Origin of the sequence: Corynebacterium maris DSM 45190, from assembly GCF_000442645.1 — a bacterium.
Classification (GTDB): domain Bacteria; phylum Actinomycetota; class Actinomycetes; order Mycobacteriales; family Mycobacteriaceae; genus Corynebacterium; species Corynebacterium maris.
This window is the reverse complement of record NC_021915.1, coordinates 850,753-876,816: the sequence shown is the minus strand read 5'-3', so window position 1 is coordinate 876,816 and position 26,064 is coordinate 850,753. Positions and strand designations below refer to the sequence as shown.

The window sequence follows — 26,064 nt, the reverse complement described above, 5'->3', positions numbered from 1 at the left end:
GGCCGGGTTTTCAAACCAGAAAACCTGGCACTTCACTGACGGGCACAAACGCCAACTGGCGATTTACCCAATTGTTATCCAATGTTTTTCCAGGTGGCTCCGACTGTACACCCAGTTAGGTCACGGAATAATAACGATCCCCTCACCTGCCTCGAGCCATAAGCACCGCCTCATACAATTCCCGGTTCGAAACCCCGTATCTGCCCGCCACCGCCTTGCAGGCGTCCTTCAGCCGCACCCCGTCAGCCACCTGTTTCTCGACGGCGGGAACCAGCTCCTCCGGCTCCGCGGCCTCCCCTGCCCCGCCCTCCAGCACGACGGTGACCTCACCTTTGACTCCCCCGGCGGCCCATTCCGCCAATTCCGGCAGCGTCCCGCGACGGACCTCTTCGTAGGTCTTGGTCAGTTCGCGACACACCGCCGCCCGACGGGAGTCCCCCAGAATCTCGGCCGCCTCGAGGAGCGTTTCGTGTACCCGGTGCGGGGACTCGAAGAAACACACCGCCCGCTTCTCCGCCCGCAGGCTCTCCAGCCACGTACGGCGTGCACCCGCCTTGCGGGGCGCGAAGCCGTCGAAAATGAAGTGCCCCACATTCAACCCCGACAACGCCAACGCCGTCGGCACCGCCGACGGCCCCGGGATGCACGTGACGGACACCCCCGCCTCATGCGCGGCGTCGACCAACGAGTGGCCCGGATCCGACACCAGCGGCATGCCCGCGTCGGTGACCACCACGACGCTGCCGGAGCGCGCCGACTCCAGCAGCCCCTCGCTGCGGGCGGCCTCGTTGTGGTCGAAGTTGGACACCACTTTCCCGCGGATCTCCACGCCCAGCGCCGTCGCCAAGTTACGCACCCGGCGCGTGTCCTCGGCGGCCACGACGTCCGCGGTGGCCAACGCGTGCCGCAGACGCGGCGAGGCGTCGCCGACGTTGCCCAACGGGGTGGCGGCCAGAATCACCCCGCGCGGCAACGGGTCGAGATCCAGGGGCGGGTTGGTGTCGTGGGTGGCGCTCATGCCGTCCAGCATTCCACACCCCTGCCTGCCGTTCACTGAGGGGCGGGTGGCCTAGACTGTCCCGGGTGAACACCGCCACGAGTACGCGGCCGTCCCCGCCGCCGGTCACCCCGCCTGCTCCGACGCGCTATCGCTGGACCCGCGCCGACACCTACAGCACCCTGGTGATCGCCGCCCTTGCTTTCCTGACTCGTTTTGTGGGCCTGACCTCGGCGAGCGTGCAGGGCACCCCCGTCTTCGACGAGAAGCACTATGTGCCACAGGCCTGGGACATGGTGCGCTCCTGGTTCAACCCTTTCCTCGGCGGCGTCGAGGCCAACCCCGGGTACGGGCTGGTGGTGCACCCGCCGCTGGGTAAGCAGCTGATCGCCTTCGGCGAGATGCTCTTCGGATATACCCCGCTGGGGTGGCGAGTGTCCGTCGCACTTTTCGGCGTCGCCACGGTGGTGCTGATCATGGCGCTGGCGCGACGCCTCTCGCAGTCCTGGCAGGTGGCCGCGTTCGCCGGGGTGATCGCCGTGTTCGACGGGGTGCTGCTGGTCTCGGCGAAGTTCGGCATGCTGGACATGTTCCAGGTGTTCTTCATCGTCGCCGCCGCCTGGGCCCTGGCCCGCGACCACGAGCAGGTCCGCGCACGCTTTCACGCGGCCTTCATCTCCGGGGCGATGGGCGACTCGCCCTTCGGCCCGCGGCTGGGGTTCCGGTGGTGGCGTTTCGCCGCCGGCGTCGCGCTGGGCTGCGCGCTGGCCGTGAAATGGTCGGGCCTGTACTACATCGCCTTCTTCGGGCTGATGAGCGTGTTCATGGATCTCGCGCTGCGCAAACGTTATGGCGTGCGCCGCTACGTCGCCGGCGCGCTGGTGCGCGACACGCTGCCGGCGCTGGCGTCGTTGGTGGCGCTGCCCGCCGCACTCTACCTGTACTCCTGGCGCGCGTGGTTCGCCTCCGAGACCTCCGTCTACCGGCATGCGGCCGTCGACGGCTCCATCGCCGAAGACTCTGTCCTGCAGCTGCTTCCCGACGCCCTGGCCGGCTGGTTTTACTATCATTTCTCCGTGCTCGACTTCCACGGGGACCTGACCACCTCCGGCGGCCACTCCCATCCGTGGGAGTCGAAGCCGTGGGCCTGGCTCGTGGCGGCGCGGCCGATCCTCTACTACTCCTCCACCGGCGTGGACTGCGGGGAGACGACGTGCTCGTCGATGATCTACCTCTTCGGCACCCCGGCCATCTGGTGGCTGACCGTGCCCGCCCTGGCGTGGGGGCTGTGGTGCCTGCTGATCCGCCGGGACCGCCGCTTCCTCATCCCGATCATCGGTTTCGCCGCCGGCTTTGTGCCGTGGCTGGTGGCCTACGACCGCCAGATGTACTTCTTCTACGCCACGGCGTTGGTGCCGTTCACCATCTGCCTGCTCGCCCTGGCGCTGGGCCAGCTCGTGGCGTCCGGGAAGCCGGTGCGGTGGCGGTGGGTGCGCCGCCTGGCCGGCGGAGACATCACCTGGGGCACCGTCGCCGTGATCGTCTATCTTTCGTTGGTGGTGGCGATGTTCGCCTACTTCTCCCCGATCCTCTACGGATATCTGATACCGGAGTCCATTTACCACGAGTTGATGTGGCTGCCCAGCTGGACTTAAAAGCCCGCCCCTAATTGGGCCGGGCGCTCAGTGAGCGCCACAGCTGACCGGGGTTCAGTCCGCGGCCGGCGCCCCACAGCCAGACGAGCACGACGGCGACCAGGGCGAGTCCGCCCAGCTGTGCGATCTGGGCCAGCGACGTCGCCCCCAGCACGATGTCGCGTACGGCGAAGCCGGTGAGAAACGCCCACAGCGTGGCCACCACCGGCGCCATTCCTCCCGCCATCTTCGGCTGCCAGGCCGCCAGCCCCAGGCCGACCGCCAACGCCAGGCGTACCGCCGCGCCTTCGATGCGCAGGGCCGCCACCTCCGGCTGCGCCTCCGGGGAGAGCACCTGTCCGTCGCTGCTGACCTGCATCAGCCCGCCGGTTTCCAGCACCAGCACTATCGCCCAGGCCACCAGCCCGACCGCGAGCAGCGTCGCGAGGACACGGGCGACGGTCAACGACACCAGGCGGTTGGCGGAGCGCTTGCGCCACTCCGGCTCCACCCCGGCGATGATGATCTCGGAGAGGTCCTTCGGCGGGCTCATGCCGACGCCGGAGGACTCCACGAAATTCAGCCGCCGCGACAAGGCCAGCGACTCCTCCCAAAATTTGGAACACACCTCGCAGCCCGCGACGTGTGCGTCCACGACGTCTTCGTCGAGCCCCGAGGGCTCCCCGTCAAGGCGCGCCGACAGGGCCGCCTGCACCTCATCATGATCAATCACGCTGCAACACCCCGTCGATACTAGCCCGGCCGGAGCCGAAGACCACGATCATCACCAACGCCGCGATGACCACGAGGGGGTACTCCACCCCGCCCTGCGCGACGAAGAAGCCGTTGCCCAGATGCACGAAATACAGCGCGGCGACGACCAACAGCGTCAGCGCCCCGGCCGTCAGGGTGGTCAGCAGCCCCAGCGCGAGCAGGGCGCCGCCCAGCAATTCCGCCGTGGCGGTCAGGTACGCGGACAAGCGCGGCTGCGGCACTCCCCAGGCGGAAAATTGCCCGGTGGTTTCGACGATCCCGCTCAGGAACCAGCGGTCCCAGCCGTGGGCGATGAACGCCACGCCGAGCACGACACGCAGGAACAGCAGCGCTGCATCTCTGACCACGGGCCTATCCATGATGATCAGACTACAACGGATCGACCCCGAAAGCGTTCACGACGAAACGGGAACCTGAGCCGTTCCAGTACCGTCTAACAGAGTATGGAGACCACTGAAAACGGATTGATCATCGGCGCCGACGGGCTCGCCCGCCCGCCCTGGGCAGAGGCCAGCGACCTGCTGCGCGACTACTACGACGTCGAATGGGGCATGCCCGTGCGCGACGAGCACGGGCTCTACGAGCGCGTCACCCTCGAAGGCTTTCAGTCTGGCCTGTCCTGGGCGACGGTGCTGCGCAAACGCCCGGCCTTCCGCGAGACCTTCGCGGACTTCGACCCGGAGGTCGTCGCCGCATTCGACGACGCCGACGTCGACAGACTGCTTGCCGACGCCCGCATCATCCGCAACCGCCGGAAGATCCTCGCCGCGATCACCAACGCGCGTGCCACCGTCGCACTGCGGGACAAGGCAGGCCTCGCCGACTTCATCTGGTCCTTCCAGCCGGAGGAGACGCCGGAGCCACGCACCATGGCCGAGGTGCCCACCACCTCCCCCGAATCCGTCGCCCTGGCCCAGGCCCTGAAGAAGGAAGGTTTCGTGTTCGTCGGCCCGACCACGATGTTCGCCCTCATGGAATCGATCGGCGTCGTGGACACCCATCTCATCGGCTCTCACCGGCGCGGATCGTCGGGAGTGTGGTGGAGACGAGGGGAATCGAACCCCTGACCTTCGCGTTGCGAACGCGACGCTCTACCAACTGAGCTACGCCCCCGAAGCGGGGTTGCCCCGCTGACTGGTCAGTTTACTTACCGACCAGGCCGGCGGACAACCATAAATATTCAACCTATCCGGCGCGACGACCGTTGAAATTCCCGCCACGCACCGGGCGCAGCGTCGTCGGCTCAAAGGACGCCTCGGTGACGCCGAGGTAGTCGAAGTCCGGGCTTTCGTCGTCGAGTTCCACGACCACCGCCCCGGGCCGGCGCAGTTCGCGGGGGACGCCGCCCTCGGCGTCGTCAGCCCGGCGCACCCCCATGCGGGCGCGCCGCAGTTGCCGGATCCGGCGGGCGCGCAGTGCCTTCTCCTCCTGCACCTGCTTACGCAGGGCGACCAGGTAGACGGCGGTCAACGCGCCAGTGAGCAGGACCGTGATCCATGCCCACCCGCCGACGACGATGCTCAACACCAGGGTCACGGCCACCGCGGCGAGCAGACCCGCCAGAGTGCGGCGGCGGCGCTGGTAGCGGTCGACGGAGTATCTCTGATCGGACTCCGGATCCCATCCGCCACGGCCGGCGCGGCGCTTGGCGAAAGCCAAGTCCTCGTCGGTCAAGTCGATGTCCTCGACGAGCAGCTCCTCGTCCTCCTCGTGAGCGGCGTCGCCGACAAGAGCAGGTTCAACCTCAGCGGTCTCCGGTACCGGCGCGGGCTCCGCAAGCGTCCGAGTGGCGGGATGCAGATAGTCTGCGGCGGTGACGTACGTGTCATCGTGTTCATAGACGTCGCTGTCTGCCAGGGGTGCGGTGACCTCCTCGGCCTGTTCCAGCGCGGAGTAGGCGGTGGATCCGCCCTGCGGAAGTTCGGCCACGGGCTCGTCGACCACTTCGCCGTCGACGATCTCCTCACGTCGTTCTTCGACGACGGGCTCTTCCACCGGATCTTCGATCAGCGGAGCACGGCGCTCGTCGATGAGGACGTCGGCGTCCTCCTCGGCGAGCGCCTCGACGAGTTCATAATCTTCCTCGTCTTCGTCGGCGCGGGAGCGGACGTCTTTCGGCAACACCCGGGGGTGACGGCGGGCGGGGATGTCGCCGCTTCCGCCCTCATAGACGACGCGGGTGTCGTCGAAAGCTTCGCCGGTTTTGTTGATCGGTCGCTGACCACGCAGCAGCAGCGGTGCGAGGACAAAGAGCCACACCACGATGACCAGGATGATCATCAAACCATCGGACATACCCCGTCGCCTACCTTTCGTCGTTCGAGAACCAGTCGGTCACAACAAGCGTAATTCGCTGGCCAGGCACGCCTGGCCTGCCACGCCGTGCATTGTGACCTAGAGTAGCCGACCGGCCCGGCGCAGACGCGCAACGCACGTGTCCGGGTGGTCCTCCGCGTTCTGCGCGACGAAGTGATGGTCCCGCCATTCGCCGTCGATGTGCAGGTTCCGGCGCAGGAGGCCTTCTTCCCTGAATCCGGCCGTCACCAGCACTTTCCCCGACGCAGGGTTCGACGGCAGGTAGGTGGCGGTCACCCGGTGCAGCCCGATGCGGGAGAAAGCGTGGTCGGTGCCCAGCGCGCACGCCGCGGTGGCCACCCCCTTCCCCATGTGGGCCGAATGCACCCAGTAGCCGATCCACGCCTCCGAGACGGCTCCGTGCTGGATGTTGCCGATGGTCGTCTGCCCGGCGAATGCGCCGTCGATCTCGATGACCAGCGGGATCGCGACGCCACGCGACGCCAATCCTCGCAGGTAGGAGAAGGTGTTGCGCCAGGAAGTGGAGGAATGTGCTTCCTGCCAGGTGTCGGCGGTGGTGGGTTCCACGGGGCGCAGCCACTGTTCGTCCAGGAGGCGGATCTCGGCCCAGTCTGCGCCGTCGCGGTTGGTCAGCGGGCGTAACCGCATTTTTTCACCGGTGGTCAACCGCACGGTCGGGGTGGATTCCGGCCACCCCGGGTGCACCGGGTCGCGGGGGCCGGTGGCGGGCTTGTCGAAGCGGGCGGCCGCGAGTCCGAAGGGATCCATGAGCACAGTCAGACCCCCCGTCAAGATCGCTGCGCCAAGAAGAGCACGTCGACCACGTCACCGGGACGGATTTCCGTGACCTCTTCGGGGATGCGGATCATGGCGTTGGCCTCCGCCAGACCGGCCAGCAGATGCGCCGGTGCGCCCGTCGCGCCACCGAGGCCTTCGACCAGGTAATCCTGGGAATGGGCGTCGCGCATGAGCTGGGCACGGACGTAACCACGGCGGCCGGGGGTCGAGGTGACGTGGTTGAGGGCTCGGGCGCGGACCACCCGGCGGTTGGCGGAACGCTTGCCCAACGACAATCGCAGCACGGGACGGACGAACACTTCAAAGGCCGCCAGGGCGGAGACCGGGTTGCTCGGCAGCAGAAACACCGGGATGCGCTCCTCGCCCAGCAGCCCGAATCCCTGCACGGAACCGGGGTGCATGGCCACCCGGGTGGTGTCGATCTCACCGATCTCGGTGAGCACCGACCGGATCAGGTCCGAGCCGGAACCGCCGACCGCGCCGGAAATGACGAGCATTTCGCTGCGTTGCAGCTGAGCTTCGATGGTCTGTCGGAGGCGGCGGGGTTCGCCATCGAGGAGACCGACCCGGCTGACCTGGGCGCCGGCCTCCTTGGCCGCTGCTGCCAAGGCGTAAGAGGCGACGTCGTAGACCTGCCCGGGGCCGGGCTCTCGGTCGATGTCGATCAGTTCGGCGCCAAAGCTGAAGACGCTGACCCGTGGCGTCGGGTACACGAGCACTTTGGTGCGCCCCACGGCGGCGAGCAGCCCAATCTGCGCCGGCCCCAGGACGGTGCCGGCGGTGACGGCGACGTCGCCGGGCTGGATGTCGTCGCCGCGGCGGCGCATGAAGTCCCCGGAGCGCACCGGCTGCAGCGGGGTCACGCGCTTGCGTCCGCGGTCGGACCATTCGAGAGGCAGCACGGCGTCGGCCAGCGTGGGCAGCGGGGCGCCGGTGTGGACGCGCACCGCCTGTTGCGGCTGCAGGCGAATGCGTTGACGGGACCCGGCGGGCACCTCCCCCACGACGGGCAGGGAGTGCGCCGCGGCGGGCCGGTCGGGGCCGGTGACGGCGCTCAGGGCGCGTTCGCCGCCGACGTCGACGGCGCGTACCGCGTAGCCGTCGATGGCGGCCTGTGGAAAGGCCGGCAGCGGGGTGCTCGCCTGGACTTCCTCGGCACTCATCAGTCCGAGCGCGTCGGTGATCGACGTACGGACGGGCTCAGGGGTGACCGCGGCGTCGGTGACGATCGCCAACTGTTCTTCCACGGAGCGCACGTGGTTACCTCCTGTTGTGCCGGCCCGGATGTCATCTCCGTCAGCCTACCGCCGCGGCCGTGTCCGGCAGCGTTATGACACTTAGCTTTGTGCCTGCTCCGCCTCGAAGTCGGCGATGACCTGCTTGATCGCGCGATACAACGCCGGGCCGTACTTCGGATGATGCAGACCAAAGTCCACGTTCGCCGGGATGTATCCCGCCGGATTCCCCAGGTCATGGCGCTTGCCCGTGTGCACCACCACGTGCACCGGATGCCCCTCCTGAATCATCAGCTCAATCGCATCCGTCAGCTGCAGCTCACCGCCCTTGCCCGGGGTGATCCGGCGCAACGCATCAAACACCGCCCGATCCAACAAATACCGTCCCGCGGCCACCAACGTCGACGGCGCCGCCGCCGGATCCGGCTTCTCCACCATCCCGGCCACCGACTTGACCAACTCACCCGGCAACCCGGACGCCCCGTCAATCTCCTCGACGTCGAAGACCCCGTAGTTGAACACCTCATCGCGTTCGACCTCGAACGCACACAACACACTGCCGCCGAATTGCTCACGCACCCGGCACATCAACTCCAGCACACCCGGCCGCCCATTCTCAGGCAAGACCAGATCATCCGGCAGCATCACGGCGAACGCGTCCTCATCTTCATCGAGCGCGTCCTCGGCCAGCCCGACCGCATGCCCCAGCCCCAGCGGCCGCTCCTGCTCCACCGCGACCGGCTGAATCAATGCAGAGGCACGCTTGACCTTGGCCACCTGCTCATCCTTGCCGCGAGCCTCCAGCGTTTCCACCAGGCCCGGGAACTCACCGAAGTGCGCCAAGACCTCATCCTTGGACGGAGCGGTGATCACCGCCAGACGCGACGCCCCCAACGCCGACGCCTCCTCCGCGATCAATTCGATGCCCGGAGTGTCCACCACCGGCAGCAGTTCCTTCGGCACCGTCTTCGTCGCCGGCAGGAACCGGGTCCCCATACCCGCGGCCGGCACAACGACCGTCCGCACACCGTTGGGGTGAAAGTCATTCGTCTCAACCATGCCCGAGACCTTACCTTCTCTGTGGCGCCGTGATTGACAAAGACCCGGCCGCATTCACACGTGTTTTTCTCCCCGCGAAGCTAGGCTGAGGGCCATGAGCATGGACATCAGCGACCCCGGCGGCACAAAACGCGTCTTGCGCAGCACCCTCAAGCAGGCGCGGCAAGAGCTCGATAAAACCACTCGGGAGCGGCAGCACACGGCTCTGATCGCTCGGTGCGTGGAGCTGATCCACGAACGTTCCGCCGGCACCGTCGCCGCGTACCACCCGCTTCCCGACGAGCCCGGCGGCCCGGGTTTCCTTCCCGCCCTCCGCGCGGCCACGGGTGCTGTCCTGTTGCCGATTTCCGAGGCCGAAGGCGCCATGCTGTGGGCCCCCTACGAGGGGGAGGAAGCCATGGCCAAGGGAGATTTAAACATCCCCGAACCCGTCGGCGAACGCCGGGACTGGCGGGCCCTGCTGGACTGCGACATCGTCTTTCTGCCCGCCCTGGGCGCCAACCGCCGGGGTTTCCGGTTGGGCAAAGGCGCCGGCTACTACGACCGCACGCTGGCCCGCCTGGCGGAGGCTGAAGCCCCGCAGCCGTTGCTGGCCGTCGTTCTTTTCGATCACGAGGTCACCCACGACGTCCCCGTCGAAGCCCATGACATGCCCGTCAACGTCATCGTCACGGCCGAAGCGCTCCACCGCGTGTAGGGAACCCCGGGCGCCCCGCGGACAGTCCAAGGGAGTGTGACCGCTTCCGCATCTTCGCTGCACGCCCTGTTGCGTCCACCCGGACACCGCCGTTCCCTCCTGCTCCGCCGGCTGCTGGCCGCCGCCCTCGTGCTGGCGGCGGTGACGTCCGTGGTCCGTTCGGCGACGGCCGAGCATCCCCGCATCGTCGTTTTCGCCGGCGCCGTCGCCGCCGGTGCGTCGCTGGGGGAAGACGACGTCGTGCTCCGCGCCGTGCCCGCCGACCTCATCCCCGACTCCGCCCTCACAGACCCGCAAGAGGCCGTCGGCCTAGTGGTCACCGCGGCGGCCGACGCCGGCGAACCGGTCACCGCGGCGCGGCTGATCGGACCGGAGCTGATCAACACGCTGGTGGGCTCGAGGGACGAAGGCCCCTCCTCCGCCACCATGGTCCCGGTGACGTTGGCGGACCCGGACGTCGCGACGTTGTTGCGGCACGGGGACACCGTGTCCATCGTCACGGTCGCCGCAGAGGGGACGGACCCGGTGATGGTGGCCGACGGGGCCCGGGTGATCCTGGCAGGCGCCGAAGCCGGTTCAGAGTCTTTGCTGGTGGCCTTGGAGAACGAAGCGGCGCAGCGGGTCGCGGCGGCTTCGCTGACGTCCCCGCTGGCGGTCGTGCTCACGGGAGACCGTGCACACGGCCGGTGAGACACTGTGTAAGGTGCCTTCTGACTATTCGGCCACACTCCTCAGAAAGGACCCCGGCACATGCTCAAGGGTTTCAGAGATTTCATCATGCGCGGCAACGTCATCGACTTGGCCGTGGCGGTCGTCATCGGCGCCGCTTTCACCGCCATCGTCACTTCGTTCACCCAGAATCTGCTCGACCCACTCATCGCCTCCTTGGGCAATCCGGACGTCTCCGGGCTGGGATTTCACATCCGCCCGGGCGATGACTCCACCTTCCTCGACTTCGGCGCCGTGATCACCGCGATCGTCAACTTCTTGATCGTCGCGGCGGTCATCTACTTCGCGCTGGTGCTGCCGATGAACAAACTCCAGGAGATCCAGAAGCGGAAGCAGGACGTCGACCCGGAAGAGCCGGAGACCACCGAGGTGCAGTTGCTGTCAGAAATCCGTGATCTGCTGGCGGACAAGGATTCTTCCGCCAAGGAGTAGTCCGTGCGCTTGCGTCACTCCCCGTAGTGAGGAGGGCGCTGCTCCCGCAAGAATTCCTCGCCCGCCGGGTCGTCTGTCTGACTGTCCTCGACGGGCACGGGACGTTCGGCGTCATCGGAGACCAGGTCGTCGGCGAAACCGTGCCGCGGGGTATCCGCGCTGCGGTCGATGTGCTCCGCCGCGCTGGGACGGCGGACCCGGCGGCGGTCTTTGCGGCGCGGGCTGTGCTGTGGGTCAGACATGATCAGTGCACGCTGTAGGTCTGCAGCTCATCGACCACGTGGTGCACCAGCGGGGGAAGCGCCGCCATGCCGTCCCGGATCGCGGCCCGCGACGAGGCGAGGTTGACGATGACCGTCGAACCGGAGACGCCGGACACGCCGCGGGAGACCACCGCGTCCACGGCGCCGCACGCCTGCCCGGAATCCCGCAGCGCCTGCGCGATGCCCGGAACCTCCTGGTCCAGGACGGTCAGGGTGGCGTCCGGGGTGCGGTCGCGCGGACCGACGCCAGTGCCCCCCACCGTCAGCACCAGGTCGACGCCGCCCACCACGGCGGTCTCGATGGCCTGGCGGATCTCGCTCTTCTTCGACTTGACGCGGACGACCGCGTCGACCTGGAAACCGCATTCGATGAGCAGCTCCGTCATCAGGCGGTCGGTGTCGTCCTCAGCGCCGTTGTGGTGGTCGCTGACCAACACGACCAACGCCCGCCGACGGGCCGGCATGTCCTCCGCTTCCTCAGTGGCCCGCAGAAACTCGTCATTGGGCTCGACGATGTCGTTCAGCTCGTCGGATGCTTCGCGAGCGACGGGGATCGTGTCCATGTTTCTCCTCAAACTTAAGTTCCCTGTTATGGGAATGAATCTAGTCGCTAACGCTACTCGACGCTCAGCGTAACCTGAACCTCTTTGCGCTCGTCCGTTTCCGGGTCCACCACCTCCAAGGTGACGGTTTCCCCGAAATCATGGGAACGAACTGCAGCGATGAGGGCGTCCGAGGTGTCGATGTTCCGGTTGTTGAGGCGGGTGATCACCTCCCCCTCTTCTAACCCTGCGTCCGCCCCCGGCCCGTCCGGCTGCACGCCGACGATGAGTGCCCCGTCCACGGGGTTGGCGCCGTCGACGGTCACGCCCAGCATGGGTTGGCTGGCTTCTCCTTCTGCGAGCAGCTGTTCTGCGACGCGTTGGGCGAAGTTCGACGGGATCGCGAATCCGAGCCCGATGGAGCCGGCGGTATTGCCCGTGGACAATGTCGCGATGACGGAGTTCATGCCCACCAGGTTGCCGTTCATGTCCACCAACGGCCCGCCCGAGTTGCCGGGGTTGATGGCCGCGTCGGTCTGGATGGCGTCGATCAGCGACGACTCGCCGCCCCCCTGGGAGGCACGGACCGGGCGATCCATCGCGGAGACGATGCCGCTGGTGACGGTGCCGGACAGTCCCAGCGGGGCGCCGACCGCGACGACCTGCTGGCCGACGGCGAGCTGCTCGGAGTCTCCGAACTGGATGGTCGGTAAGTTTTCGGCGTCCCGGATCTTGATCACGGCGATGTCCGTCGCCGCGTCGGAGGCCACGAAGTCCGCGGTCATGTCGGTGCCGTCGTTCAGGGTGACCTGCATCGCGCCGTCCTCGGCGCCGGCGACGACGTGGTGGTTGGTCAGCACATAGCCGTCGGAGGTGAAGATGGAGCCCGATCCTTCCCCCGCCGCCATCGGGGTGACCACCTGGATGGAGACGACGGTGGGAAGGACGGCGTCGGCGACCTCTTCCACGCTCCCCGCCGGGGTGTCGGGCGCGTCGGCCGGCGGGGCGGTCAACGCGTTGTCCGGGCCGGTGCTCGGTGCCGGCTCATCGCCCGTCGACGAGACCGCGTATCCGGCCACGCCACCGGCCACCCCGCCGACGAGCAGGCTGAGAATCGCAATGAGGGCGATGACGCCGCCTATGCCGCGGCCCCGCTTCCCGTCGCTGTCCTCCGGGGCCGGGGCCTCGGGACTCGGGTAGGTCGGGTCCTGGCCAGTGGCGTTGAAGGGCTGGTAGGGCGACTGGGGCCGCTGCCCCGGGTGGTAGGAGTTGTCCCCGGTGGTGTTCGTCATATCCTTATCTTGCCCCTCACTGATGTGATCGCGCTTTAGCCCTCGTCAATGTCAGCCGTCCAGTGTCTGGACGTTTTCTGACCTTCCAGTGTAGCCATGACCGGCGACACTACCCGGGCGAGCCGGGGACCCGGGCGGTGAACAACGCTCCGCCGTCCCCGGATTCACCGACGTCGATGTCCCCGCCGATGTCTTCGACCGCTTCTTTGACGATGGCCAGCCCCAATCCTGAGCCTGGGGTGTTGCGTACGTCCGGGGGGCGGTAGAAACGGTCGAAGATGCGGTCGCGCTCTCCCGGATCCACCCCCGGGCCGGAGTCCGCGACGGTGAGCGTCGCCCGCCGGTCGCCGTCCCTCGTTAGCCGCACCCTGACGACGCCGCCGGAGGGCGACCATTTGACGGCGTTGTCCACCAGGTTGGTCACGCCCCTGCCCAGGGCGCCGCCGTCACCGCGCACCAGCCACGGTGTCGTCGTCACCTGGACCTCCACGTCCCCGCGTCGGCAGCGCGCCCGCTCGCACGCGGTCTCTACTACGGCGTCGAAGCGCACGGGTCCGGCCGCCCCTCCCGACAGGTCCACCAGCTCGTCGATGAGCCCGGCGAATTCGTCGAGCTGGGTGAGCACGTCACGCTCCAGCTCCCGGTGTTCCTCGGGGGGAAGTGCACGCGGTCGATCGTCCCTGTGCAGCGACAGCAGCAACTCGACGTTGACGCGCAGCGCGGTCAACGGGTTGCGCAGGTCGTGGCCGAGCTCCGTGATCCGCCGTTCCTGTCGCACTCGGGACTCCTGCAGCGAGGCCAGCATGTGGTTGAAGGAGCGGGTCAACCCCTCATCGGGAGTCTCTGGTATCGGCCTTAGGTCACCTGTGTCGGCGACCCGTTCCATCGACTCTCGCAATCGCCGTGCCGAGGCCCGGCCTGGGGCGGCCGAGAACGCCACGGACAGCCCGACCACCAGCGTGACGAGCGCGCCGCCGCCGACGAGCAGGAACGGAGGACAACCGAGGTCCTCGACGTCACCGGTCAGCAGCCACGCAGCCATCAAAGACCACGCGCCCAGGGCAAGCACGACGACGACCGCTGAGGCCAGCCGTCGAAAAGTCACGGCGTGCTGCTCCGCAGCACGTAGCCGACGCCTCGCACGGTGTGGATCAGACGCTCCTCGCCCGCGGCCTCCGTCTTGCGGCGGAGGTACCCGATGTACACCTCGAGGGCGTTCCCGGACGTGGGGAAGTCGTACCCCCACACTTCCTCGAGGATCGTCGCACGCGACAGAACGTGACGGGGGTTTTGCATGAGCAGCTGCATGAGAGCGAACTCCGTGCGCGTGAGACTGATGCTCCGGTCGCCGCGGCGCACATCGCGGGTCTGCACGTTCAGGGAGAGGTCCTCGAAAGTCAGCTCCGCGTCCTGCGTTCCCCTGCCCCGGGATTCGATGGCGCAGCGTCGGGCCAGGGAACGCACCCGGGCGAGAAGCTCTTCGAGGGCGAAAGGCTTGGGCAGGTAGTCGTCGGCGCCGGCGTCGAGCCCCGCCACCCGGTCCGCGACCTCACCGCGGGCGGTGAGCATCAGGACCGGGCGTTCGTAGCCAGCGCCCCGCAGAGTGCGGCACACCTCCAACCCGTCCATTCCGGGCATGAGGACATCCAGGATGACCAAGTCCGGCGACTCTTTGCCGATGAGGGAAAGCGCTTCCTCGCCGTCACCCGCCAGACACACCCCGTACCCGTTGAAGGTGAGCGACCGCTTGAGGGAGTCCCGCACGGCCTGTTCATCGTCGGCGACCAAAATATTCATAATGAGACTATGTCCTATTTAATTAAAAATTGAGTGACGTTTCCATACATCTTTCCCCACCCTGTGTGCCTCCGCTACCCAGGGCACCCCCGGCAGAAAGCAGAAACGCCGTCCCAGCGGGGCGGGGACGGCGTGACCGGAGCTATCGAGCGCGACTAGAACTGCTCGACGTCGACGAGGCCGAGCTTGGCGGCCTTGACCAGACGGCGCGGGATGCGCACGGTCTGACCGTCGACGGTGACCTCCTGGAGGGCGACGTTGTCGGCCTTCCACTGTGAACGACGCATGCGCGTGTTGGCGCGGGACTTCTTGAACTTGGGAGTTGCCATGGTCTGTTTTCCCTCCTTGGGTTAGTTGTTGTCGGTCTTCTTCTTGCGGCGGGCCATGCCACCGAAGCGCTTCTGGAACTTCTCGACGCGGCCGGCCGTGTCCATGACGCGCTGGGCGCCGGTCCAGAACGGGTGGGACTCGCTGGTGACGTCAACGACGATCAGCGGGTATTCGTTGCCCTCAAACTCGACCGTGCGGTCCGACGTGGCGGTGGAGCGGGTCAGGAACTGGAAGCCCGTGCCCGCATCCTGGAAGACTACCGGGTGGTAGTCCGGGTGGATGTCGTTCTTCATGAAAATCGTGTCCCTCAGGATTGAACTTCAGGTCGGTTCCCCGCGCGAGCTCGCCGAGGATCGTGCCTGAGTTGGGTTTCGATAGATGGTCATCAGCGCCGGACGCACGCAAGACGCGCGTCGGCGACAGCTCAGACAATCATACAGAGGGGGCGACGAATCCAGAAATCACTTAACCATAGAGGGGATTAGGTTTTTTCGCTCTCCACCGGTAGGGTTGACCCTTGCTGTTGTCGAAAGTAATCGTTTACGCCCCGTCAGCCGGCTATTCCGGCAGCGCCCCGACCTGGCCACTGGCTTGGACGGCGCGGCGCCGCCTTTAGTGTTTCCGCACTTTGTAGCCGTGATGTGGGCGGCAAGGAGAAAGAAGCACCATGTCGGCTATTTGCCAGGTCACGGGACGCTCGCCGAAGTTCGGCAAGACCGTCTCGCACTCGCACCGCCGCCACTCGCGTCGTTGGAACCCCAACGTGCAGCGTCGTCGGTACTACCTGCCCTCTGAGGGGCGCACCGTTACTCTGACCGTGTCCACCAAGGGCATGAAGGTCATCGACCGCGACGGCATCGAGTCTGTCGTCGCCAAGATCCGAGCACGTGGGGAGAAGATTTAAGCATGGCACGTAATGACATTCGCCCCATCATCAAGCTCAAGTCCACGGCTGGCACCGGTTACACCTATGTCACCCGTAAGAACAAGCGCAACAACCCGGACCGTATCTCCATGAAGAAGTACGACCCGGTCGTCCGCAAGCACGTCGAATTCCGTGAGGAGCGATAAGTATGGCGAAGAAATCCAAGATCGCTAAGAACGAGCAGCGCAAGGAAATCGTCGCCCGCTATGCGGAGCGTCGCGCTGAGCTCAAGAACATCATCAAGAACCCGAACACCTCTGACGAAGACCGCTTGGACGCGCAGTTCGAGCTGAACCGTCAGCCGCGCGACGCCTCCCCGGTGCGCGTCCGTAACCGTGACGCCCACGACGGTCGTCCCCGCGGTTACCTCCGCAAGTTCGGTCTGTCCCGTGTCCGCATGCGCGAGATGGCTCACCGCGGTGAGCTTCCCGGCGTTCGTAAGTCCAGCTGGTAAGGAGTGGCAAAGATGAAGCGCACCAACCACAAGAAGGCACGGATCGAGCAGTCCCGTCGCCCGAAGAAGAACCCGCTCAAGGCCGAAGGCATTGAGAAGGTGGACTACAAGGACATCAAGACCCTTCGTCTGTTCATCTCTGATCGTCACAAGATCCGCTCGCGTCGCGTCACCGGTCTGACCCCGCAGCAGCAGCGCCAGGTCGCTACTGCCGTGAAGAACGCCCGCGAAATGGCTCTCCTGCCGTTCACCACCCGCTAAGTCGGTTGTGAGGACGCAACAGCGCAAATGACTTTGCCGCTGTCCTCTAGTGACATCGGCTAGAGTCGTTCATGAAATCCGCCGCCCAGCATTGCTGGGCGGCGGATTTTGTCGTCCCTGGCCTCGCTACATCACGTAGAAGAAGGCGAAGTCGGCGCTGTTGACCACGCTGGATCCCTCCCGCACTTCGAGCCGATCACCGTCGATGACGATGCGGTGCTGTCCGGCCGGCACACTGAAATACCCCTGCGACGGTGCGGAGGCGCCGGCGTCGACGGGCATTTCGAGGGTGCCCCCGAAGATGTCGGAGCGGTACGTCATCGAGTTACCCGACGAGCAGACGGTGATGTAGGAGCCCGCCCCGTCCCGGGCCGCGTACCTGACGCTCTCCCCTCCCCCGCACCGGGTGACCGGGCTCGCGGTCCAGCCGCGGGCGGTCAGGCCGGCCACCTCCGGCGCCGGGGAGGTCGTGCTCGACGTGGTGGTGGGGGCCGTGGTCGCCGGGGCGGCGGTGACCGTCTCCTCCACCGTTTCCACGACCGTCTCCACCACTGCGGGCGGGGCGCTCGTCGCGGAAGTTTCCGCCGCCCTCGTCTCTGTGCCGCCGCCGCGGCCGAAGATGAGGTAGGCGGCGAAGGCCGCGAGGATGACCACGACCGTCGCCAGGATCGTGACCACGACGATGACTCCGGTGCTGCCCGTGGGCCCCGACGCAGGTTCCCTCTGCGTGGCCCACGGGTTATCCGGGATCGGCGGCTGGTTGCTCACGGTGTGCTCCTTCGCTGTGAGGACGTTTCAGGGTTCTCATAGCTTGCCATAAAAACAGCCGCACCCCTGGTGTGGGACGCGGCTGCTGGATGGGCCGTGACTAGTGGGCGAAGTGACGTGCCCCGGTCAGGTACATGGTCACGCCGGCGGCGTTGGCCGCGTCGATGACTTCCTCGTCGCGGATGGAGCCGCCCGGCTGGACGACGGCGGTGACGCCGGCGTCGGCGAGCACCTGGAAGCCGTCGGCGAACGGGAAGAACGCGTCGGAAGCGGCGACGGCGCCCTGAGTGCGGTTCTTGCCGTCGGCGAGGGTGTTGGCACGGTCGACGGCTAGCTTGGCGGAGTCGACGCGGTTGACCTGGCCCATGCCGACGCCGACGGTGGCGCCGTCGGCGGCGATCAAGATGGCGTTGGACTTGACGCAGCGGATCGCGTTCCATGCGAACGCCAGGTCGGCGAGCACATCCTCGGACGCGGCCTCCCCGGCGGCCAGCGTCCAGTTGGCGGGGTCGTCGCCTTCGGCCTGCAGGGCGTCGGCGCTTTGGACGAGCACGCCGCCGGAAATCTGACGGGTCTCCACTCCCCCACGCTCCGGGGCTTCGGCGGTCAGCACACGCAGGTTCTTCTTGGTCTTCAGCAGCTCCAGCGCCTCCTCCTCATAGGAGGGGGCGATGATGACCTCGGTGAAGATGCCCTTGACGCTCTCCGCCAGCTCGAGGGTGACCTGGCGGTTGACGGCGATGACGCCGCCGTAGGCGCTGAGCGGGTCGCAGGCGTGCGCCTTGCGGTGCGCGTCTGCGATGGACTCGTCGGAGACGCCGATGCCGCAGGGGTTGGCGTGCTTGATGATGGCCACGGCCGGGCGCTCGTGGTCCCAGGCGGCGCGCCACGCGGCGTCGGCGTCCTGGTAGTTGTTGTAGCTCATGTCCTTGCCGTTGTGCTGGACGGCGTTGGCCAGTCCCGGCGCCCCGGCGTCGGCGTAGAGCGCGGCCCGCTGGTGCGGGTTCTCCCCGTAGCGCAGGGTGTCCTTGAGTTCGTGGCTCTCGCCGATCCAGGCCGGGAAGCCTTCGTCCTGGGCCTGCTCGCCGAGCCAGGTGGCGACGGCGACGTCGTAGGACGCGGTGTGGCGGAAGGCCTCGAGGGCCAGTTCAGTGCGCTCCGGGCGGGTGAATCCGCCGTTCTGCAGCGCCTCGGCGACGTCGCCGTAGCGGGCCGGGTCGGTGACGATGGCCACGGACGGGTGGTTCTTCGCCGCGGCGCGAACCATGGAGGGTCCGCCGATGTCGATTTGCTCGACGCACTCGTCGAAGGTGGCGCCGGAGGCCACGGTTTCGGTGAACGGGTAGAGGTTGACCACCACGAGCTGGAACGGCTCGACGCCGAGGTCGTTCAACTGGCTGAGGTGGTCGTCCTTGCGGGTGTCGGCCAGGATGCCGGCGTGGACCTTCGGGTGGAGGGTCTTGACGCGACCTTCGAGGCACTCCGGGAAGCCCGTGAGTTCTTCGACCTGGGTGACCGGCACACCGGCCTCGGCGATCTTCGCGGCGGTGGATCCCGTGGAGACGATCTCCACGCCGGCGTCGCCGAGGGACGTGGCCAGGTCTTCGAGCCCGGTCTTGTCGTACACGCTGATCAGTGCGCGCTTAATTTCCTTGCGGCCATCACTCATTGGCAAACTGAACCTTCCCTGTGGTGTTGTCGGTGCGTGCGGATCGCAGCACCGTGACGATGAGCCGACGTTCCACCTGCTTGATGCGCTCATGCAGACTTTCCTCTGTCTCACCGGCGTGAACCGTGACGGCTTCCTGCGCGATGATTTCTCCGGTGTCCACCCCGGCGTCCACGAAATGGACGCTGGAACCGGTCACTTTCACACCGTAAGCCAGGGCGTCACGCACGGCGTGGGCCCCGGGGAACGACGGCAGCAACGCCGGGTGGGTGTTGATGGTGCGACCGGCGTAACGGTCGAGGAAACCGGCGCCGAGGATCTTCATGAATCCCGCAGAGACGACGAGGTCGGGGGCTGCGGCTGCGACCGCGTCGGCGAGGTCGACGTTCCAGGCGTCGCGGTCGTCGGCGAGTGCAACGACCTGCTTGTCGACGCCCGCCGCTTCAGCCCTGGCCAACGCCGGACAATCCTTATCCGCGATGACCTTGACCACACGGTATGTCTCGTCCTGGTGGTCCAGAATGGCCTGCAGCAGGGTGCCGGAGCCGGAGACGAGAACGACCACGTCGTTCTGGTGAGAAGCATGAGTGTCGGGCAGTGATGTCGTTGTCACTGCTCCCACCCTAGTCCTTAACGACGCTCGTCTTTCTCAATGCCCTCGTCTTCGCCCCCGTCTTCGGCGTCTTTTTCCTCCTCTTCCTCCCTTTCGTCGTCTTGCTCGTCCTCCTCGTCCTCCTTACTCTCTACGCCACTTTCTTCGTCAACTTCTTCGTCACCGTCGACGTCGTCTGTTTCTTCTTCGGCGTCTTCCTCCTCTTCCTCCTCTTCCTCTGCTTCTGCCGCTTCTTCCTGCGACTCCTCTTCCTCTGCTTCTGCCGCTTCTTCCTGCGACTCCTCTTCCTCTGCTTCTGCCGCTTCTTCCTGCGACTCCTCTTCCGGTTCCTGCTCCTCGACGTCCTCTTCGGCGGGCTCAGCGTCCAGCGCCGTCGTCCGTCGCTCAAGAAGGCCCAGGATCAACGAGGTGCCGACGCCGATGACGCCCACCCATGCGCCGGCGAGCAGCGCCGCGAGCCATACGGTCGGACCGGTGTTTCCGTACCAGCCGAGCTCTCCCCCAGCGAGGTACGCTCCGGCCGCGGCCGCCAGCGTGGCGCCCAGTCCCGCGCCGACCGCCTGCACCAGACTCGGCCGAGACCGTGCCGCCTGCCAAGACGCCAACGCACCGGCGACCAACAACAGCACCGGGGCCCACTGACTGACCTCTCCGGGGATCAGCGCGAACAGCGGCATGGGAGGCAAAGGAACCAGATGCACGCTGAAGAGCGAGGCACTGGCCTCACCAGCCACGAACTCCCCGCCGAGCAGCACCGCGACCATCGCGATCACGGCGTTGGGAAGGTAGAGCAGGGAAGTCAGCAGCAATCCGGTGATCTCCCCTCCCCCGAAGGAATCGAAGGACTCGGCCATCTGGACCTGCCTGCCCCACCCGAAAAGCAGGAGGCCAGCCATGACCACAAGTGCCACGACCGCCATGCGGCGGAAGAAGAACCCGGCGTCGACGGCGCCGTCGACAAGCTGGGCCGGCAACCGGTAGTGTCTGGCCACCGCCCGCCACAACCGCCGCCCGAGCCCCAGCACATAGGCGATCAGGTGCAGCAGCAGCGTGCGTGCCAGAGCCTCCCACACCGGCGGCGGGGAGAGATCGAAGACTTTCGCGGCGTCCCACAACATCACCCAGGCGATCAACGTCAAAACCACTGGCACAAACAGGGTGCAGGCCAGCAAAACAGCCAGGTCAATGACGCTGACCTTTGTGCGTACCGCCCGCCGCACTCGGTAAGCGATCACCGCCACCAGACCCATGGCGGGCAGCAACGGCAACAAGGAGACGGTGACGTCGGACAGCACGACCGGCGCCAGGTTCAGGACCATCCACGCGGTGGCGATCGTGGCGGGCAGGGCCCCCATCGTCCCCGACGCGAACATGATGCCCGCGAGAGAGATCACCACCAGCACCAGGACGACGAGCAGCTCCGGAATGGCGATGACCGGCAGGAAACGGCGCAGCCGCCCCGCCAGCGTCGTCGGGCGAGGCTTGTCCGTGCGCCGGGCGGACGATTGTGTTTTACCCCGTTCCACGGCATGCGCCTTCGCCGCGGCGCGTGATCTCGACGGCCCGACGGTACGGGGGCGACGGGTGGGCCGGGATTGCGGGCTGGTGTTCTTGCTCATCGCCTTTTACTTTGCCACGTCCCGCGCGAAGCTTACGGGCGGCGCGTCGACGAGCACGATGAGCGGGGCAGAGAAAGAATATTATGCAGAGCCTGATATAAAAACCCGTATGTAACGCCATGGTCACGCTACTCGATAGAGATTGTCTGACCCCAGTAGTTGCCATGAAGAAATTGAGACGCTATCGTGATCTTCCGTACATCACAGGATGGTCACAGCATAATCACGCGCCATCCGCGCGAGGCACCAAACGAACGGAAGAATAAAGAAATGCGCATCAAGACTCAGCGGTCTGAGGGTGGTAAACACCGTAAAATCTCCACCTCGCAGACTACGACTGGTCGCGTTGCACTCGTCGCCATCGCCACTGGCGCAGCCTCCACCGCCGGCGTCGGTGGAGCGGCCGCAGCTTCCCTGCAGGCCGCTCCCGCCGAGAACACCGAGGCCGTGAACTTCGAGCTCACCAATGATGCGCAGCCCATCGACGAGGCGCCCGTCGCCGAGTCCGCTCCGCAGATCCTCGCCATCTCCGAGTACAAGCCGGTCGCCGGGCTGGACACGCAGCTGCTCAAGGCCGTCGAGGCCACCGCCGACCGCCTCGCCGCCGACCAGGCAACCCGCGGCGCGGCCGTCGTCAAGCCCGCCGAGGGCGCATTCACCTCCGGCTACGGCATGCGGTGGGGCTCCCTCCACGCGGGCGTCGACATCGCCGCCCCCGTCAACACCCCGATCCTGGCCGTCATGGACGGCACCGTCATCGACTCCGGCCCGGCCTCCGGCTACGGCCAGTGGATCCGCATCCAACACGACGACGGCTCCATCTCCGTCTACGGCCACATGGAAACCCTCGACGTGCAGGTCGGCGAGCACGTCCATGCCGGCCAGCACATCGCGGGCATGGGCAACCGCGGTTTCTCCACCGGCTCGCACCTGCATTTCGAGATCCACCCGAACGGTGGCGGAGCCATTGACCCGCAGGAATGGTTCGCCCAGCACGGCATCCACCTCTAAGCCGCATACTTTCCCGTTCACCCCCGACCGCCGTGGTCGGGGGTTCGTGCTTTCCTAGAGATTTCCTGGCGCCACCCCAGCGCCGGAATCAACTTTCTAGAGCTTCTCCATGGGCAGCCCGCCGATGAGCATCAGGCGCACCGTGCCGGAGCTGCCGAAGTCGATGGTGACGGTGGCACGTGCCCCGGAGCCGTCGGAGGAGAGGACCTTGCCCAGGCCGTACTTGGCGTGGTTGACGCGGTCGCCCGCCGCCAGCTGCAGCTCGTTGTTCTTCGGCGCGGCCGGCAGGGTGCTCCGCTGGGGGCGGCGGGTGGTGCGCTGCGGCTGCTGGGTGCGGCCCCAGCTCCCGCCGCCGCCCCACGCGGAGGAGGCGGCGGGGGACGGTTCTTCCCGGCGCCAGTCGATCAGCTCGTCCGGCACCTCCCCCAGGAAGCGGCTGGCCGGGTTCGTCATCGGGTTGCCCCACGAAGAACGAATCATCGCCCGAGTCAGGTAGAGCCGTTCGCGGGCGCGGGTGATGCCCACGTACGCCAGGCGACGCTCCTCCGAGAGCTCGTCCGGGTCGCCGAGGGCACGCACGTGCGGGAACTGGCCGTCCTCCCAGCCGGTGACGAACACCACCGGGAACTCCAGCCCCTTGGCGGTGTGCAGCGTCATCAGCGTGACCATGCCCTGGTCGTCGTCGGGGATCTGGTCGGCGTCGGCCACCAGCGACACCCGCTCCAAAAACGCCTGCAGGCTGCCGGGCGCGGGCATGCCCTCCTCCAGCTCCACCTCCCCGCCGTCCATCTCGGCGTAGGCGACCTGGTTGGCGGCCTCGGAGGAGAATTCGCGGGCGACGGAGACCAGCTCGTTGAGGTTGTCCAACCGCGCCCCGTCCTGCGGGTCGTTGGAAGCTTCCAGCACGTCCTTATAGCCGGTGACGTCCAGCACCCGGGAGATCAGCTCCCCCAGGTCCGGTTGCCCGGTGACCTCGTTGAGCAGGTCTGGCGTCGCGGCGCGCAGGCCGTTCATCATCTCGACGAAGCCGGCGACGGCGTTTTTCGCCCGCGTGGCGAGCATGTCTACCTTGCCTTCGGCGGCGGCCCGCAGCCCCTTGCCGAAGGACACCCCGTGGTTTTCCGCGTACAAGGCCACCGTGGCCTGTGCCTTGTCACCGATGGCGCGGCGTGGCTCGTTGACGATGCGGCGCAAACTGACCGTGTCGTCCGGGTTTTCCAGCGCCCGCAGGTAGGCGATGACGTCGCGGATTTCCTTGCGCTCGTAGAAGCGGGTGCCGCCGACGACCTTATAGGGGATGCCGGAGCGGATGAAGATGTCTTCGAGCGCCCGGGAGGCGTTGTTGGTGCGGTACATCACCGCGATGTCCGAGTAGTTGCGCCCCTTGTCCGCCAGGGCGTCGATCTCGGAGGCGATGAAGCGCGCCTCGTCGTGTTCGTTGTCCGCGACGTATCCGGTGATCTGCTCGCCTTGGCCGTGGTCGGTCCACAGGTTTTTGTCCCGGCGGCCGTCGTTCTGGGAGATCACGGCGTTGGCGGCGCTGAGGATCGTCTGCGTGGAGCGGTAGTTCTGCTCCAGCAGGATGGTGCGCGCCTGCGGGTAGTCGCGCTCGAATTCCTGGATGTTGCGGATCGTGGCGCCGCGGAAGGCGTAGATCGACTGGTCCGAGTCGCCGACCACGCATAGTTCCGGCGCATCGGGGCCGTCGCCGACCAGGGCTGCGACCAGCCGGTACTGGGCGTGGTTGGTGTCCTGGTACTCGTCGATGAGCACGTGCCGGAAGCGGCGTCGGTAGTAGTCGGTGACCTGCGGGTGTTCGGTGAAGATACGCACCACTTCCCCGATGAGGTCGTCGAAGTCCAGTGCATTGGCGGCGCGCAGGCGGCGCTGATACTCGGCGTAGACCTCAGCCACGGTGACCTCGAAGGGGTTTTTCGTCGTCTGTGCCTCGGCCAGGGCGCGTTGCGGGCCCACCAGTTCGTTCTTGTGGTTGGAGATCGCGTTCGCCAGGACGCGGCCGGTGAACTTCTTCAGGTCCAGATTCATGTCCTTGCCGATCATCGACAGCAACCGGCGCGAATCATCCGAATCGTAGATGGTGAAGTTCGTGTTCAGGCCGGGCACGAGCTGGGCCTGCTGGCGCAGGATGCGCACGCAGATGGAGTGGAAGGTGGCCACCCACATGCGCTCGGCGACCGGGCCGACGAGCCCGGCGACGCGTTCCTTCATCTCGGCGGCGGCCTTGTTGGTGAAGGTGATGGCCAGGATTTGCCAGGGGGCGACGCCCCGGTGCGACATCAGGTGGGCGATGCGGCGGGTGAGGACGGCGGTCTTGCCGGAACCGGCGCCCGCCACGATCAACAGGGGGGAACCGGTGTGTTCGACGGCGGCGGCCTGCTGCGGGTTCAGGCCCTGGGTCAGATCTACGGAGTGGTTAGCCATGATGTATTTCAACCTACTAGGTGACCCTGACACCGCCACCTCATGGCAAGATGGGGCACATGTCCGAAGAGTTAGAGATCCGCATGCCCACCGGCACCGATGACCCGTTGTCCGACGCCGAGATCCAGTCCTACCGCAAAGAGATCGACCGGCTCAACCAGGTCATCCTGGAGGCCGTGAAACGGCGCACGGAAGTGGCGCAGGCGATCGGCAAGACTCGCATGGGTTCCGGCGGCACCCGCTTAGTGCACACCCGCGAGGTGGCGATCATCAATCAGTTCCGCGACGAGCTCGGCGAGGAGGGCCCGGCGCTGGCGAACGTGTTGCTGCGCCTGGGCCGGGGCAAACTTGGTTGATCATGGCGTCGTCTTTCTGACCCGGTTCGTCTGTGCCCCGGAGAAACTCGCCGAGGCCGAGTCCCTCTACCGCCGGCGGGTCTCCGGGATCGACCCTCGCCTGGCGGTGGTGGAGGCCTCCGACGACCACGCCCTGCCCATCGACGACGACGCGCTGCTCTGGGAGCTGCGCGACACCGCCCTTTACGAGGGGATCGCCGACGTCGAGAAGCTCGGGCTCCACCAGATCTCCAGCCGGCTCCGACTGCTCGCGGGCGAGGATGACCGGATCACCGATCAGCTGTTTTTCTCCGACCCTGCGGCGGCCGATCCGTTCCCGGCGGAGGTGACGCGCCTGCCTGCGCCGAAACCCGCGCCGCCGGCCGCCGGCGTCGCGCTGCTTGATGAAGGCGTCTGGTCGGTGACCGTGCACGCCTTAGTCCCCCAGGCCGCGAAAGCGGAGGACGTCTTTCATGACTTGCGGGCCGGACTCGACGTCGTGGCCGCTTCGGAGATCACGGAGGTCGGCCCGGAGGACTCGGATTACGGCCGCGTCTTCGGCCCCCTCGTCGTGGCCGAAACCCGCGCCCTGCTCGCTGGGGAAGGCGTGGGCCAGGACTACCCGGCCGGCCGGTTGCGCCTGACTCAGCGGTGGGTGGTCAGACACTCGGGGCTGATCCGGGCGTTGGGCGGTAACGGACGCCCGGCGGCGTTCACCGCGGAGCGTCTCACCGTGTTTTAATCCTGCTCGAGGGAGTCGATGACGACGTCGAACTCCAGCAGCTCCGCCTTGTCGGAGACCGGCTTGCGCGGCTGTTCGCCGTCCTTCTGGCCGTGGGCGGCCTGGCCAGCGCTCTCCCACCATGCGTCATAGGATTCCTGGTCCGCCCAGCGGGTGACCACGAAGTAGCGGTCCTCGCCCTTGGTCGGACGCAGCAGCTGGAAGCCCTCGAAGCCTGGCTGGGAGTCGATGGCCTGCTTGCGGGCGGCGAAGCGTTCCTCCAGCACGGAGCCGGCTCCCTCGGGGACGGAAATTGCGTTGATCTTCACGATGCTCATGGTTCGACTATAA

Annotated in this window: 32 protein-coding genes and 1 tRNA gene; 12 read left to right on the top strand and 21 right to left on the bottom strand. The window is 66.8% G+C overall.

The window, feature by feature from the left end; genetic code table 11:
- Nucleotides 1-142: 142 nt before the first annotated feature.
- Nucleotides 143-1,018, bottom strand: a complete 876-nt coding sequence (rsmI, locus tag B841_RS04195) for a 16S rRNA (cytidine(1402)-2'-O)-methyltransferase (protein ID WP_041632062.1) — start codon at nucleotides 1,016-1,018, stop codon at nucleotides 143-145.
- A 56-nt stretch (nucleotides 1,019-1,074) separates the two neighbouring features.
- On the opposite strand from rsmI, the gene B841_RS04190 reads away from it, so the two are divergent.
- Nucleotides 1,075-2,652 (top strand): dolichyl-phosphate-mannose--protein mannosyltransferase, encoded by a 1,578-nt coding sequence (locus B841_RS04190; protein WP_041631739.1) that lies wholly within the window; start codon nucleotides 1,075-1,077, stop codon nucleotides 2,650-2,652.
- Between the two features lie 10 nt (nucleotides 2,653-2,662).
- Here the strand turns inward: B841_RS04190 and B841_RS14175 are convergent, their stop codons facing one another.
- Complete coding sequence (locus tag B841_RS14175) at nucleotides 2,663-3,364, bottom strand: zf-HC2 domain-containing protein (protein ID WP_041631738.1); 702 nt, start codon at nucleotides 3,362-3,364, stop codon at nucleotides 2,663-2,665.
- Nucleotides 3,357-3,764, bottom strand: a complete 408-nt coding sequence (locus tag B841_RS04180; RefSeq protein ID WP_020934239.1) for a DoxX family protein — start codon at nucleotides 3,762-3,764, stop codon at nucleotides 3,357-3,359. The genes B841_RS14175 and B841_RS04180 overlap by 8 nt, the downstream gene beginning before the upstream one ends.
- Nucleotides 3,765-3,848: 84 nt before the next feature.
- Between B841_RS04180 and B841_RS13300 the strand changes: the two genes are divergently transcribed.
- Entirely contained in the window at nucleotides 3,849-4,472 is a 624-nt protein-coding gene (locus B841_RS13300; RefSeq protein ID WP_020934238.1) for a DNA-3-methyladenine glycosylase I, read from the top strand.
- On the opposite strand, the gene B841_RS04170 is transcribed toward B841_RS13300, so the two are convergent.
- The 5 genes from B841_RS04170 to B841_RS04150 all read right to left on the bottom strand — a co-directional run bounded on the left by B841_RS04170 (nucleotide 4,443) and on the right by B841_RS04150 (nucleotide 8,813).
- Nucleotides 4,443-4,518 (bottom strand) — tRNA-Ala (locus B841_RS04170). The two genes, B841_RS13300 and B841_RS04170, sit on opposite strands and share 30 nt — an antisense overlap.
- 72 nt (nucleotides 4,519-4,590) lie before the next feature.
- Nucleotides 4,591-5,700: a divisome protein SepX/GlpR gene (sepX, locus tag B841_RS04165; RefSeq protein WP_020934237.1), complete on the bottom strand. Its 1,110-nt coding sequence runs from the start codon at nucleotides 5,698-5,700 to the stop codon at nucleotides 4,591-4,593.
- 99 nt (nucleotides 5,701-5,799) lie between these two features.
- Nucleotides 5,800-6,489 (bottom strand): GNAT family N-acetyltransferase, encoded by a 690-nt coding sequence (locus tag B841_RS04160; RefSeq protein WP_020934236.1) that lies wholly within the window; start codon nucleotides 6,487-6,489, stop codon nucleotides 5,800-5,802.
- A gap of 20 nt (nucleotides 6,490-6,509) precedes the next feature.
- Complete coding sequence (glp, locus tag B841_RS04155; RefSeq protein WP_020934235.1) at nucleotides 6,510-7,775, bottom strand: molybdotransferase-like divisome protein Glp; 1,266 nt, start codon at nucleotides 7,773-7,775, stop codon at nucleotides 6,510-6,512.
- 81 nt (nucleotides 7,776-7,856) lie between these two features.
- Complete coding sequence (locus B841_RS04150; protein WP_020934234.1) at nucleotides 7,857-8,813, bottom strand: UTP--glucose-1-phosphate uridylyltransferase; 957 nt, start codon at nucleotides 8,811-8,813, stop codon at nucleotides 7,857-7,859.
- Between the two features lie 94 nt (nucleotides 8,814-8,907).
- Between B841_RS04150 and B841_RS04145 the strand changes: the two genes are divergently transcribed.
- Genes B841_RS04145 through mscL form a run of 3 tightly spaced genes read left to right on the top strand, consistent with a single transcriptional unit; the run spans nucleotide 8,908 to nucleotide 10,671 of the window.
- A complete protein-coding gene (locus tag B841_RS04145) occupies nucleotides 8,908-9,510 on the top strand; it encodes a 5-formyltetrahydrofolate cyclo-ligase (protein WP_084481968.1) in 603 nt (200 codons plus the stop codon).
- A 36-nt stretch (nucleotides 9,511-9,546) separates the two neighbouring features.
- The gene (locus B841_RS04140) at nucleotides 9,547-10,200 is read left to right on the top strand and encodes an SAF domain-containing protein (protein ID WP_020934232.1); all 654 of its coding nucleotides are present in this window, start codon (nucleotides 9,547-9,549) and stop codon (nucleotides 10,198-10,200) included.
- A 60-nt stretch (nucleotides 10,201-10,260) separates the two neighbouring features.
- A complete protein-coding gene (mscL, locus tag B841_RS04135; protein ID WP_020934231.1) occupies nucleotides 10,261-10,671 on the top strand; it encodes a large-conductance mechanosensitive channel protein MscL in 411 nt (136 codons plus the stop codon).
- Between the two features lie 14 nt (nucleotides 10,672-10,685).
- On the opposite strand, the gene B841_RS04130 is transcribed toward mscL, so the two are convergent.
- The 7 genes from B841_RS04130 to B841_RS04100 form a co-directional block, all read right to left on the bottom strand.
- Nucleotides 10,686-10,913: a hypothetical protein gene (locus tag B841_RS04130; protein ID WP_020934230.1), complete on the bottom strand. Its 228-nt coding sequence runs from the start codon at nucleotides 10,911-10,913 to the stop codon at nucleotides 10,686-10,688.
- Between the two features lie 2 nt (nucleotides 10,914-10,915).
- Nucleotides 10,916-11,497, bottom strand: a complete 582-nt coding sequence (locus B841_RS04125) for a MogA/MoaB family molybdenum cofactor biosynthesis protein (protein ID WP_020934229.1) — start codon at nucleotides 11,495-11,497, stop codon at nucleotides 10,916-10,918.
- A 53-nt stretch (nucleotides 11,498-11,550) separates the two neighbouring features.
- Entirely contained in the window at nucleotides 11,551-12,768 is a 1,218-nt protein-coding gene (locus tag B841_RS04120; RefSeq protein ID WP_020934228.1) for a S1C family serine protease, read from the bottom strand.
- A gap of 109 nt (nucleotides 12,769-12,877) precedes the next feature.
- A complete protein-coding gene (locus B841_RS04115) occupies nucleotides 12,878-13,873 on the bottom strand; it encodes a HAMP domain-containing sensor histidine kinase (RefSeq protein WP_020934227.1) in 996 nt (331 codons plus the stop codon).
- Entirely contained in the window at nucleotides 13,870-14,565 is a 696-nt protein-coding gene (locus B841_RS04110) for a response regulator transcription factor (protein ID WP_020934226.1), read from the bottom strand. The genes B841_RS04115 and B841_RS04110 overlap by 4 nt, the downstream gene beginning before the upstream one ends.
- Before the next feature lie 155 nt (nucleotides 14,566-14,720).
- Nucleotides 14,721-14,894 carry a 50S ribosomal protein L32 gene (gene rpmF, locus B841_RS04105; protein WP_020934225.1) on the bottom strand — a complete coding sequence of 58 codons (174 nt, stop codon included), beginning with the start codon at nucleotides 14,892-14,894 and terminating at the stop codon, nucleotides 14,721-14,723.
- Nucleotides 14,895-14,915: 21 nt separating this feature from the next.
- The gene (locus tag B841_RS04100; protein WP_020934224.1) at nucleotides 14,916-15,188 is read right to left on the bottom strand and encodes a type B 50S ribosomal protein L31; all 273 of its coding nucleotides are present in this window, start codon (nucleotides 15,186-15,188) and stop codon (nucleotides 14,916-14,918) included.
- Nucleotides 15,189-15,562: 374 nt separating this feature from the next.
- Between B841_RS04100 and rpmB the strand changes: the two genes are divergently transcribed.
- The 4 genes from rpmB to rpsR are packed head-to-tail and all read left to right on the top strand — an operon-like array spanning nucleotide 15,563 to nucleotide 16,535.
- Nucleotides 15,563-15,799 carry a 50S ribosomal protein L28 gene (rpmB, locus tag B841_RS04095; protein ID WP_020934223.1) on the top strand — a complete coding sequence of 79 codons (237 nt, stop codon included), beginning with the start codon at nucleotides 15,563-15,565 and terminating at the stop codon, nucleotides 15,797-15,799.
- A gap of 2 nt (nucleotides 15,800-15,801) precedes the next feature.
- A complete protein-coding gene (gene rpmG / locus B841_RS04090) occupies nucleotides 15,802-15,966 on the top strand; it encodes a 50S ribosomal protein L33 (protein ID WP_020934222.1) in 165 nt (54 codons plus the stop codon).
- 2 nt (nucleotides 15,967-15,968) lie between these two features.
- A complete protein-coding gene (rpsN, locus tag B841_RS04085) occupies nucleotides 15,969-16,274 on the top strand; it encodes a 30S ribosomal protein S14 (RefSeq protein WP_020934221.1) in 306 nt (101 codons plus the stop codon).
- A 12-nt stretch (nucleotides 16,275-16,286) separates the two neighbouring features.
- The gene (rpsR, locus tag B841_RS04080; RefSeq protein ID WP_020934220.1) at nucleotides 16,287-16,535 is read left to right on the top strand and encodes a 30S ribosomal protein S18; all 249 of its coding nucleotides are present in this window, start codon (nucleotides 16,287-16,289) and stop codon (nucleotides 16,533-16,535) included.
- Between the two features lie 126 nt (nucleotides 16,536-16,661).
- On the opposite strand, the gene B841_RS04075 is transcribed toward rpsR, so the two are convergent.
- The 4 genes from B841_RS04075 to B841_RS04060 all read right to left on the bottom strand — a co-directional run bounded on the left by B841_RS04075 (nucleotide 16,662) and on the right by B841_RS04060 (nucleotide 21,204).
- Nucleotides 16,662-17,303, bottom strand: coding sequence for a hypothetical protein (locus B841_RS04075; protein ID WP_020934219.1), 642 nt, complete (start codon nucleotides 17,301-17,303; stop codon nucleotides 16,662-16,664).
- 100 nt (nucleotides 17,304-17,403) lie between these two features.
- Nucleotides 17,404-18,972 (bottom strand): bifunctional phosphoribosylaminoimidazolecarboxamide formyltransferase/IMP cyclohydrolase, encoded by a 1,569-nt coding sequence (purH, locus tag B841_RS04070; RefSeq protein WP_020934218.1) that lies wholly within the window; start codon nucleotides 18,970-18,972, stop codon nucleotides 17,404-17,406.
- Nucleotides 18,965-19,585 (bottom strand): phosphoribosylglycinamide formyltransferase, encoded by a 621-nt coding sequence (gene purN / locus B841_RS04065; RefSeq protein WP_041631736.1) that lies wholly within the window; start codon nucleotides 19,583-19,585, stop codon nucleotides 18,965-18,967. Before purN ends, purH begins: the two co-directional genes overlap by 8 nt.
- 17 nt (nucleotides 19,586-19,602) lie before the next feature.
- Nucleotides 19,603-21,204 (bottom strand): cell division protein PerM, encoded by a 1,602-nt coding sequence (locus tag B841_RS04060; RefSeq protein ID WP_156844698.1) that lies wholly within the window; start codon nucleotides 21,202-21,204, stop codon nucleotides 19,603-19,605.
- Nucleotides 21,205-21,474: 270 nt separating this feature from the next.
- Here B841_RS04060 and B841_RS04055 point away from each other — a divergent pair, with 270 nt between their 5' ends.
- Nucleotides 21,475-22,215: a M23 family metallopeptidase gene (locus B841_RS04055; RefSeq protein WP_020934215.1), complete on the top strand. Its 741-nt coding sequence runs from the start codon at nucleotides 21,475-21,477 to the stop codon at nucleotides 22,213-22,215.
- A 96-nt stretch (nucleotides 22,216-22,311) separates the two neighbouring features.
- Here B841_RS04055 and pcrA read toward each other — a convergent pair whose 3' ends face one another.
- Nucleotides 22,312-24,657 carry a DNA helicase PcrA gene (gene pcrA, locus B841_RS04050; protein WP_020934214.1) on the bottom strand — a complete coding sequence of 782 codons (2,346 nt, stop codon included), beginning with the start codon at nucleotides 24,655-24,657 and terminating at the stop codon, nucleotides 22,312-22,314.
- 59 nt (nucleotides 24,658-24,716) lie between these two features.
- On the opposite strand from pcrA, the gene B841_RS04045 reads away from it, so the two are divergent.
- A complete protein-coding gene (locus tag B841_RS04045) occupies nucleotides 24,717-25,013 on the top strand; it encodes a chorismate mutase (RefSeq protein ID WP_020934213.1) in 297 nt (98 codons plus the stop codon).
- Nucleotides 25,006-25,734 (top strand): hypothetical protein, encoded by a 729-nt coding sequence (locus B841_RS04040; protein ID WP_020934212.1) that lies wholly within the window; start codon nucleotides 25,006-25,008, stop codon nucleotides 25,732-25,734. The genes B841_RS04045 and B841_RS04040 overlap by 8 nt, the downstream gene beginning before the upstream one ends.
- Here the strand turns inward: B841_RS04040 and B841_RS04035 are convergent.
- A complete protein-coding gene (locus B841_RS04035) occupies nucleotides 25,731-26,051 on the bottom strand; it encodes an antibiotic biosynthesis monooxygenase family protein (RefSeq protein ID WP_020934211.1) in 321 nt (106 codons plus the stop codon). The two genes, B841_RS04040 and B841_RS04035, sit on opposite strands and share 4 nt — an antisense overlap.
- Nucleotides 26,052-26,064 lie beyond the last annotated feature (13 nt).

Coding starts and splice junctions, on each gene's coding strand:
- B841_RS04145 (WP_084481968.1), top strand. CDS start 8,908: ATGAGCATGGACATCAGCGACCCCGGCGGCACAAAACGCGTCTTGCGC.
- rpsN (WP_020934221.1), top strand. CDS start 15,969: ATGGCGAAGAAATCCAAGATCGCTAAGAACGAGCAGCGCAAGGAAATC.
- rsmI (WP_041632062.1), bottom strand. CDS start 1,018: ATGAGCGCCACCCACGACACCAACCCGCCCCTGGATCTCGACCCGTTG.
- B841_RS04035 (WP_020934211.1), bottom strand. CDS start 26,051: ATGAGCATCGTGAAGATCAACGCAATTTCCGTCCCCGAGGGAGCCGGC.
- mscL (WP_020934231.1), top strand. CDS start 10,261: ATGCTCAAGGGTTTCAGAGATTTCATCATGCGCGGCAACGTCATCGAC.
- sepX (WP_020934237.1), bottom strand. CDS start 5,700: ATGTCCGATGGTTTGATGATCATCCTGGTCATCGTGGTGTGGCTCTTT.
- B841_RS04125 (WP_020934229.1), bottom strand. CDS start 11,497: ATGGACACGATCCCCGTCGCTCGCGAAGCATCCGACGAGCTGAACGAC.
- rpmF (WP_020934225.1), bottom strand. CDS start 14,894: ATGGCAACTCCCAAGTTCAAGAAGTCCCGCGCCAACACGCGCATGCGT.
- B841_RS04060 (WP_156844698.1), bottom strand. CDS start 21,204: ATGAGCAAGAACACCAGCCCGCAATCCCGGCCCACCCGTCGCCCCCGT.
- B841_RS04120 (WP_020934228.1), bottom strand. CDS start 12,768: ATGACGAACACCACCGGGGACAACTCCTACCACCCGGGGCAGCGGCCC.
- B841_RS04180 (WP_020934239.1), bottom strand. CDS start 3,764: ATGGATAGGCCCGTGGTCAGAGATGCAGCGCTGCTGTTCCTGCGTGTC.
- B841_RS04130 (WP_020934230.1), bottom strand. CDS start 10,913: ATGTCTGACCCACAGCACAGCCCGCGCCGCAAAGACCGCCGCCGGGTC.
- B841_RS04150 (WP_020934234.1), bottom strand. CDS start 8,813: ATGGTTGAGACGAATGACTTTCACCCCAACGGTGTGCGGACGGTCGTT.
- B841_RS04100 (WP_020934224.1), bottom strand. CDS start 15,188: ATGAAGAACGACATCCACCCGGACTACCACCCGGTAGTCTTCCAGGAT.
- B841_RS13300 (WP_020934238.1), top strand. CDS start 3,849: ATGGAGACCACTGAAAACGGATTGATCATCGGCGCCGACGGGCTCGCC.
- purH (WP_020934218.1), bottom strand. CDS start 18,972: ATGAGTGATGGCCGCAAGGAAATTAAGCGCGCACTGATCAGCGTGTAC.
- B841_RS04045 (WP_020934213.1), top strand. CDS start 24,717: ATGTCCGAAGAGTTAGAGATCCGCATGCCCACCGGCACCGATGACCCG.
- rpmB (WP_020934223.1), top strand. CDS start 15,563: ATGTCGGCTATTTGCCAGGTCACGGGACGCTCGCCGAAGTTCGGCAAG.
- B841_RS04055 (WP_020934215.1), top strand. CDS start 21,475: ATGCGCATCAAGACTCAGCGGTCTGAGGGTGGTAAACACCGTAAAATC.
- rpmG (WP_020934222.1), top strand. CDS start 15,802: ATGGCACGTAATGACATTCGCCCCATCATCAAGCTCAAGTCCACGGCT.
- rpsR (WP_020934220.1), top strand. CDS start 16,287: ATGAAGCGCACCAACCACAAGAAGGCACGGATCGAGCAGTCCCGTCGC.
- B841_RS04160 (WP_020934236.1), bottom strand. CDS start 6,489: ATGGATCCCTTCGGACTCGCGGCCGCCCGCTTCGACAAGCCCGCCACC.
- B841_RS04110 (WP_020934226.1), bottom strand. CDS start 14,565: ATGAATATTTTGGTCGCCGACGATGAACAGGCCGTGCGGGACTCCCTC.
- pcrA (WP_020934214.1), bottom strand. CDS start 24,657: ATGGCTAACCACTCCGTAGATCTGACCCAGGGCCTGAACCCGCAGCAG.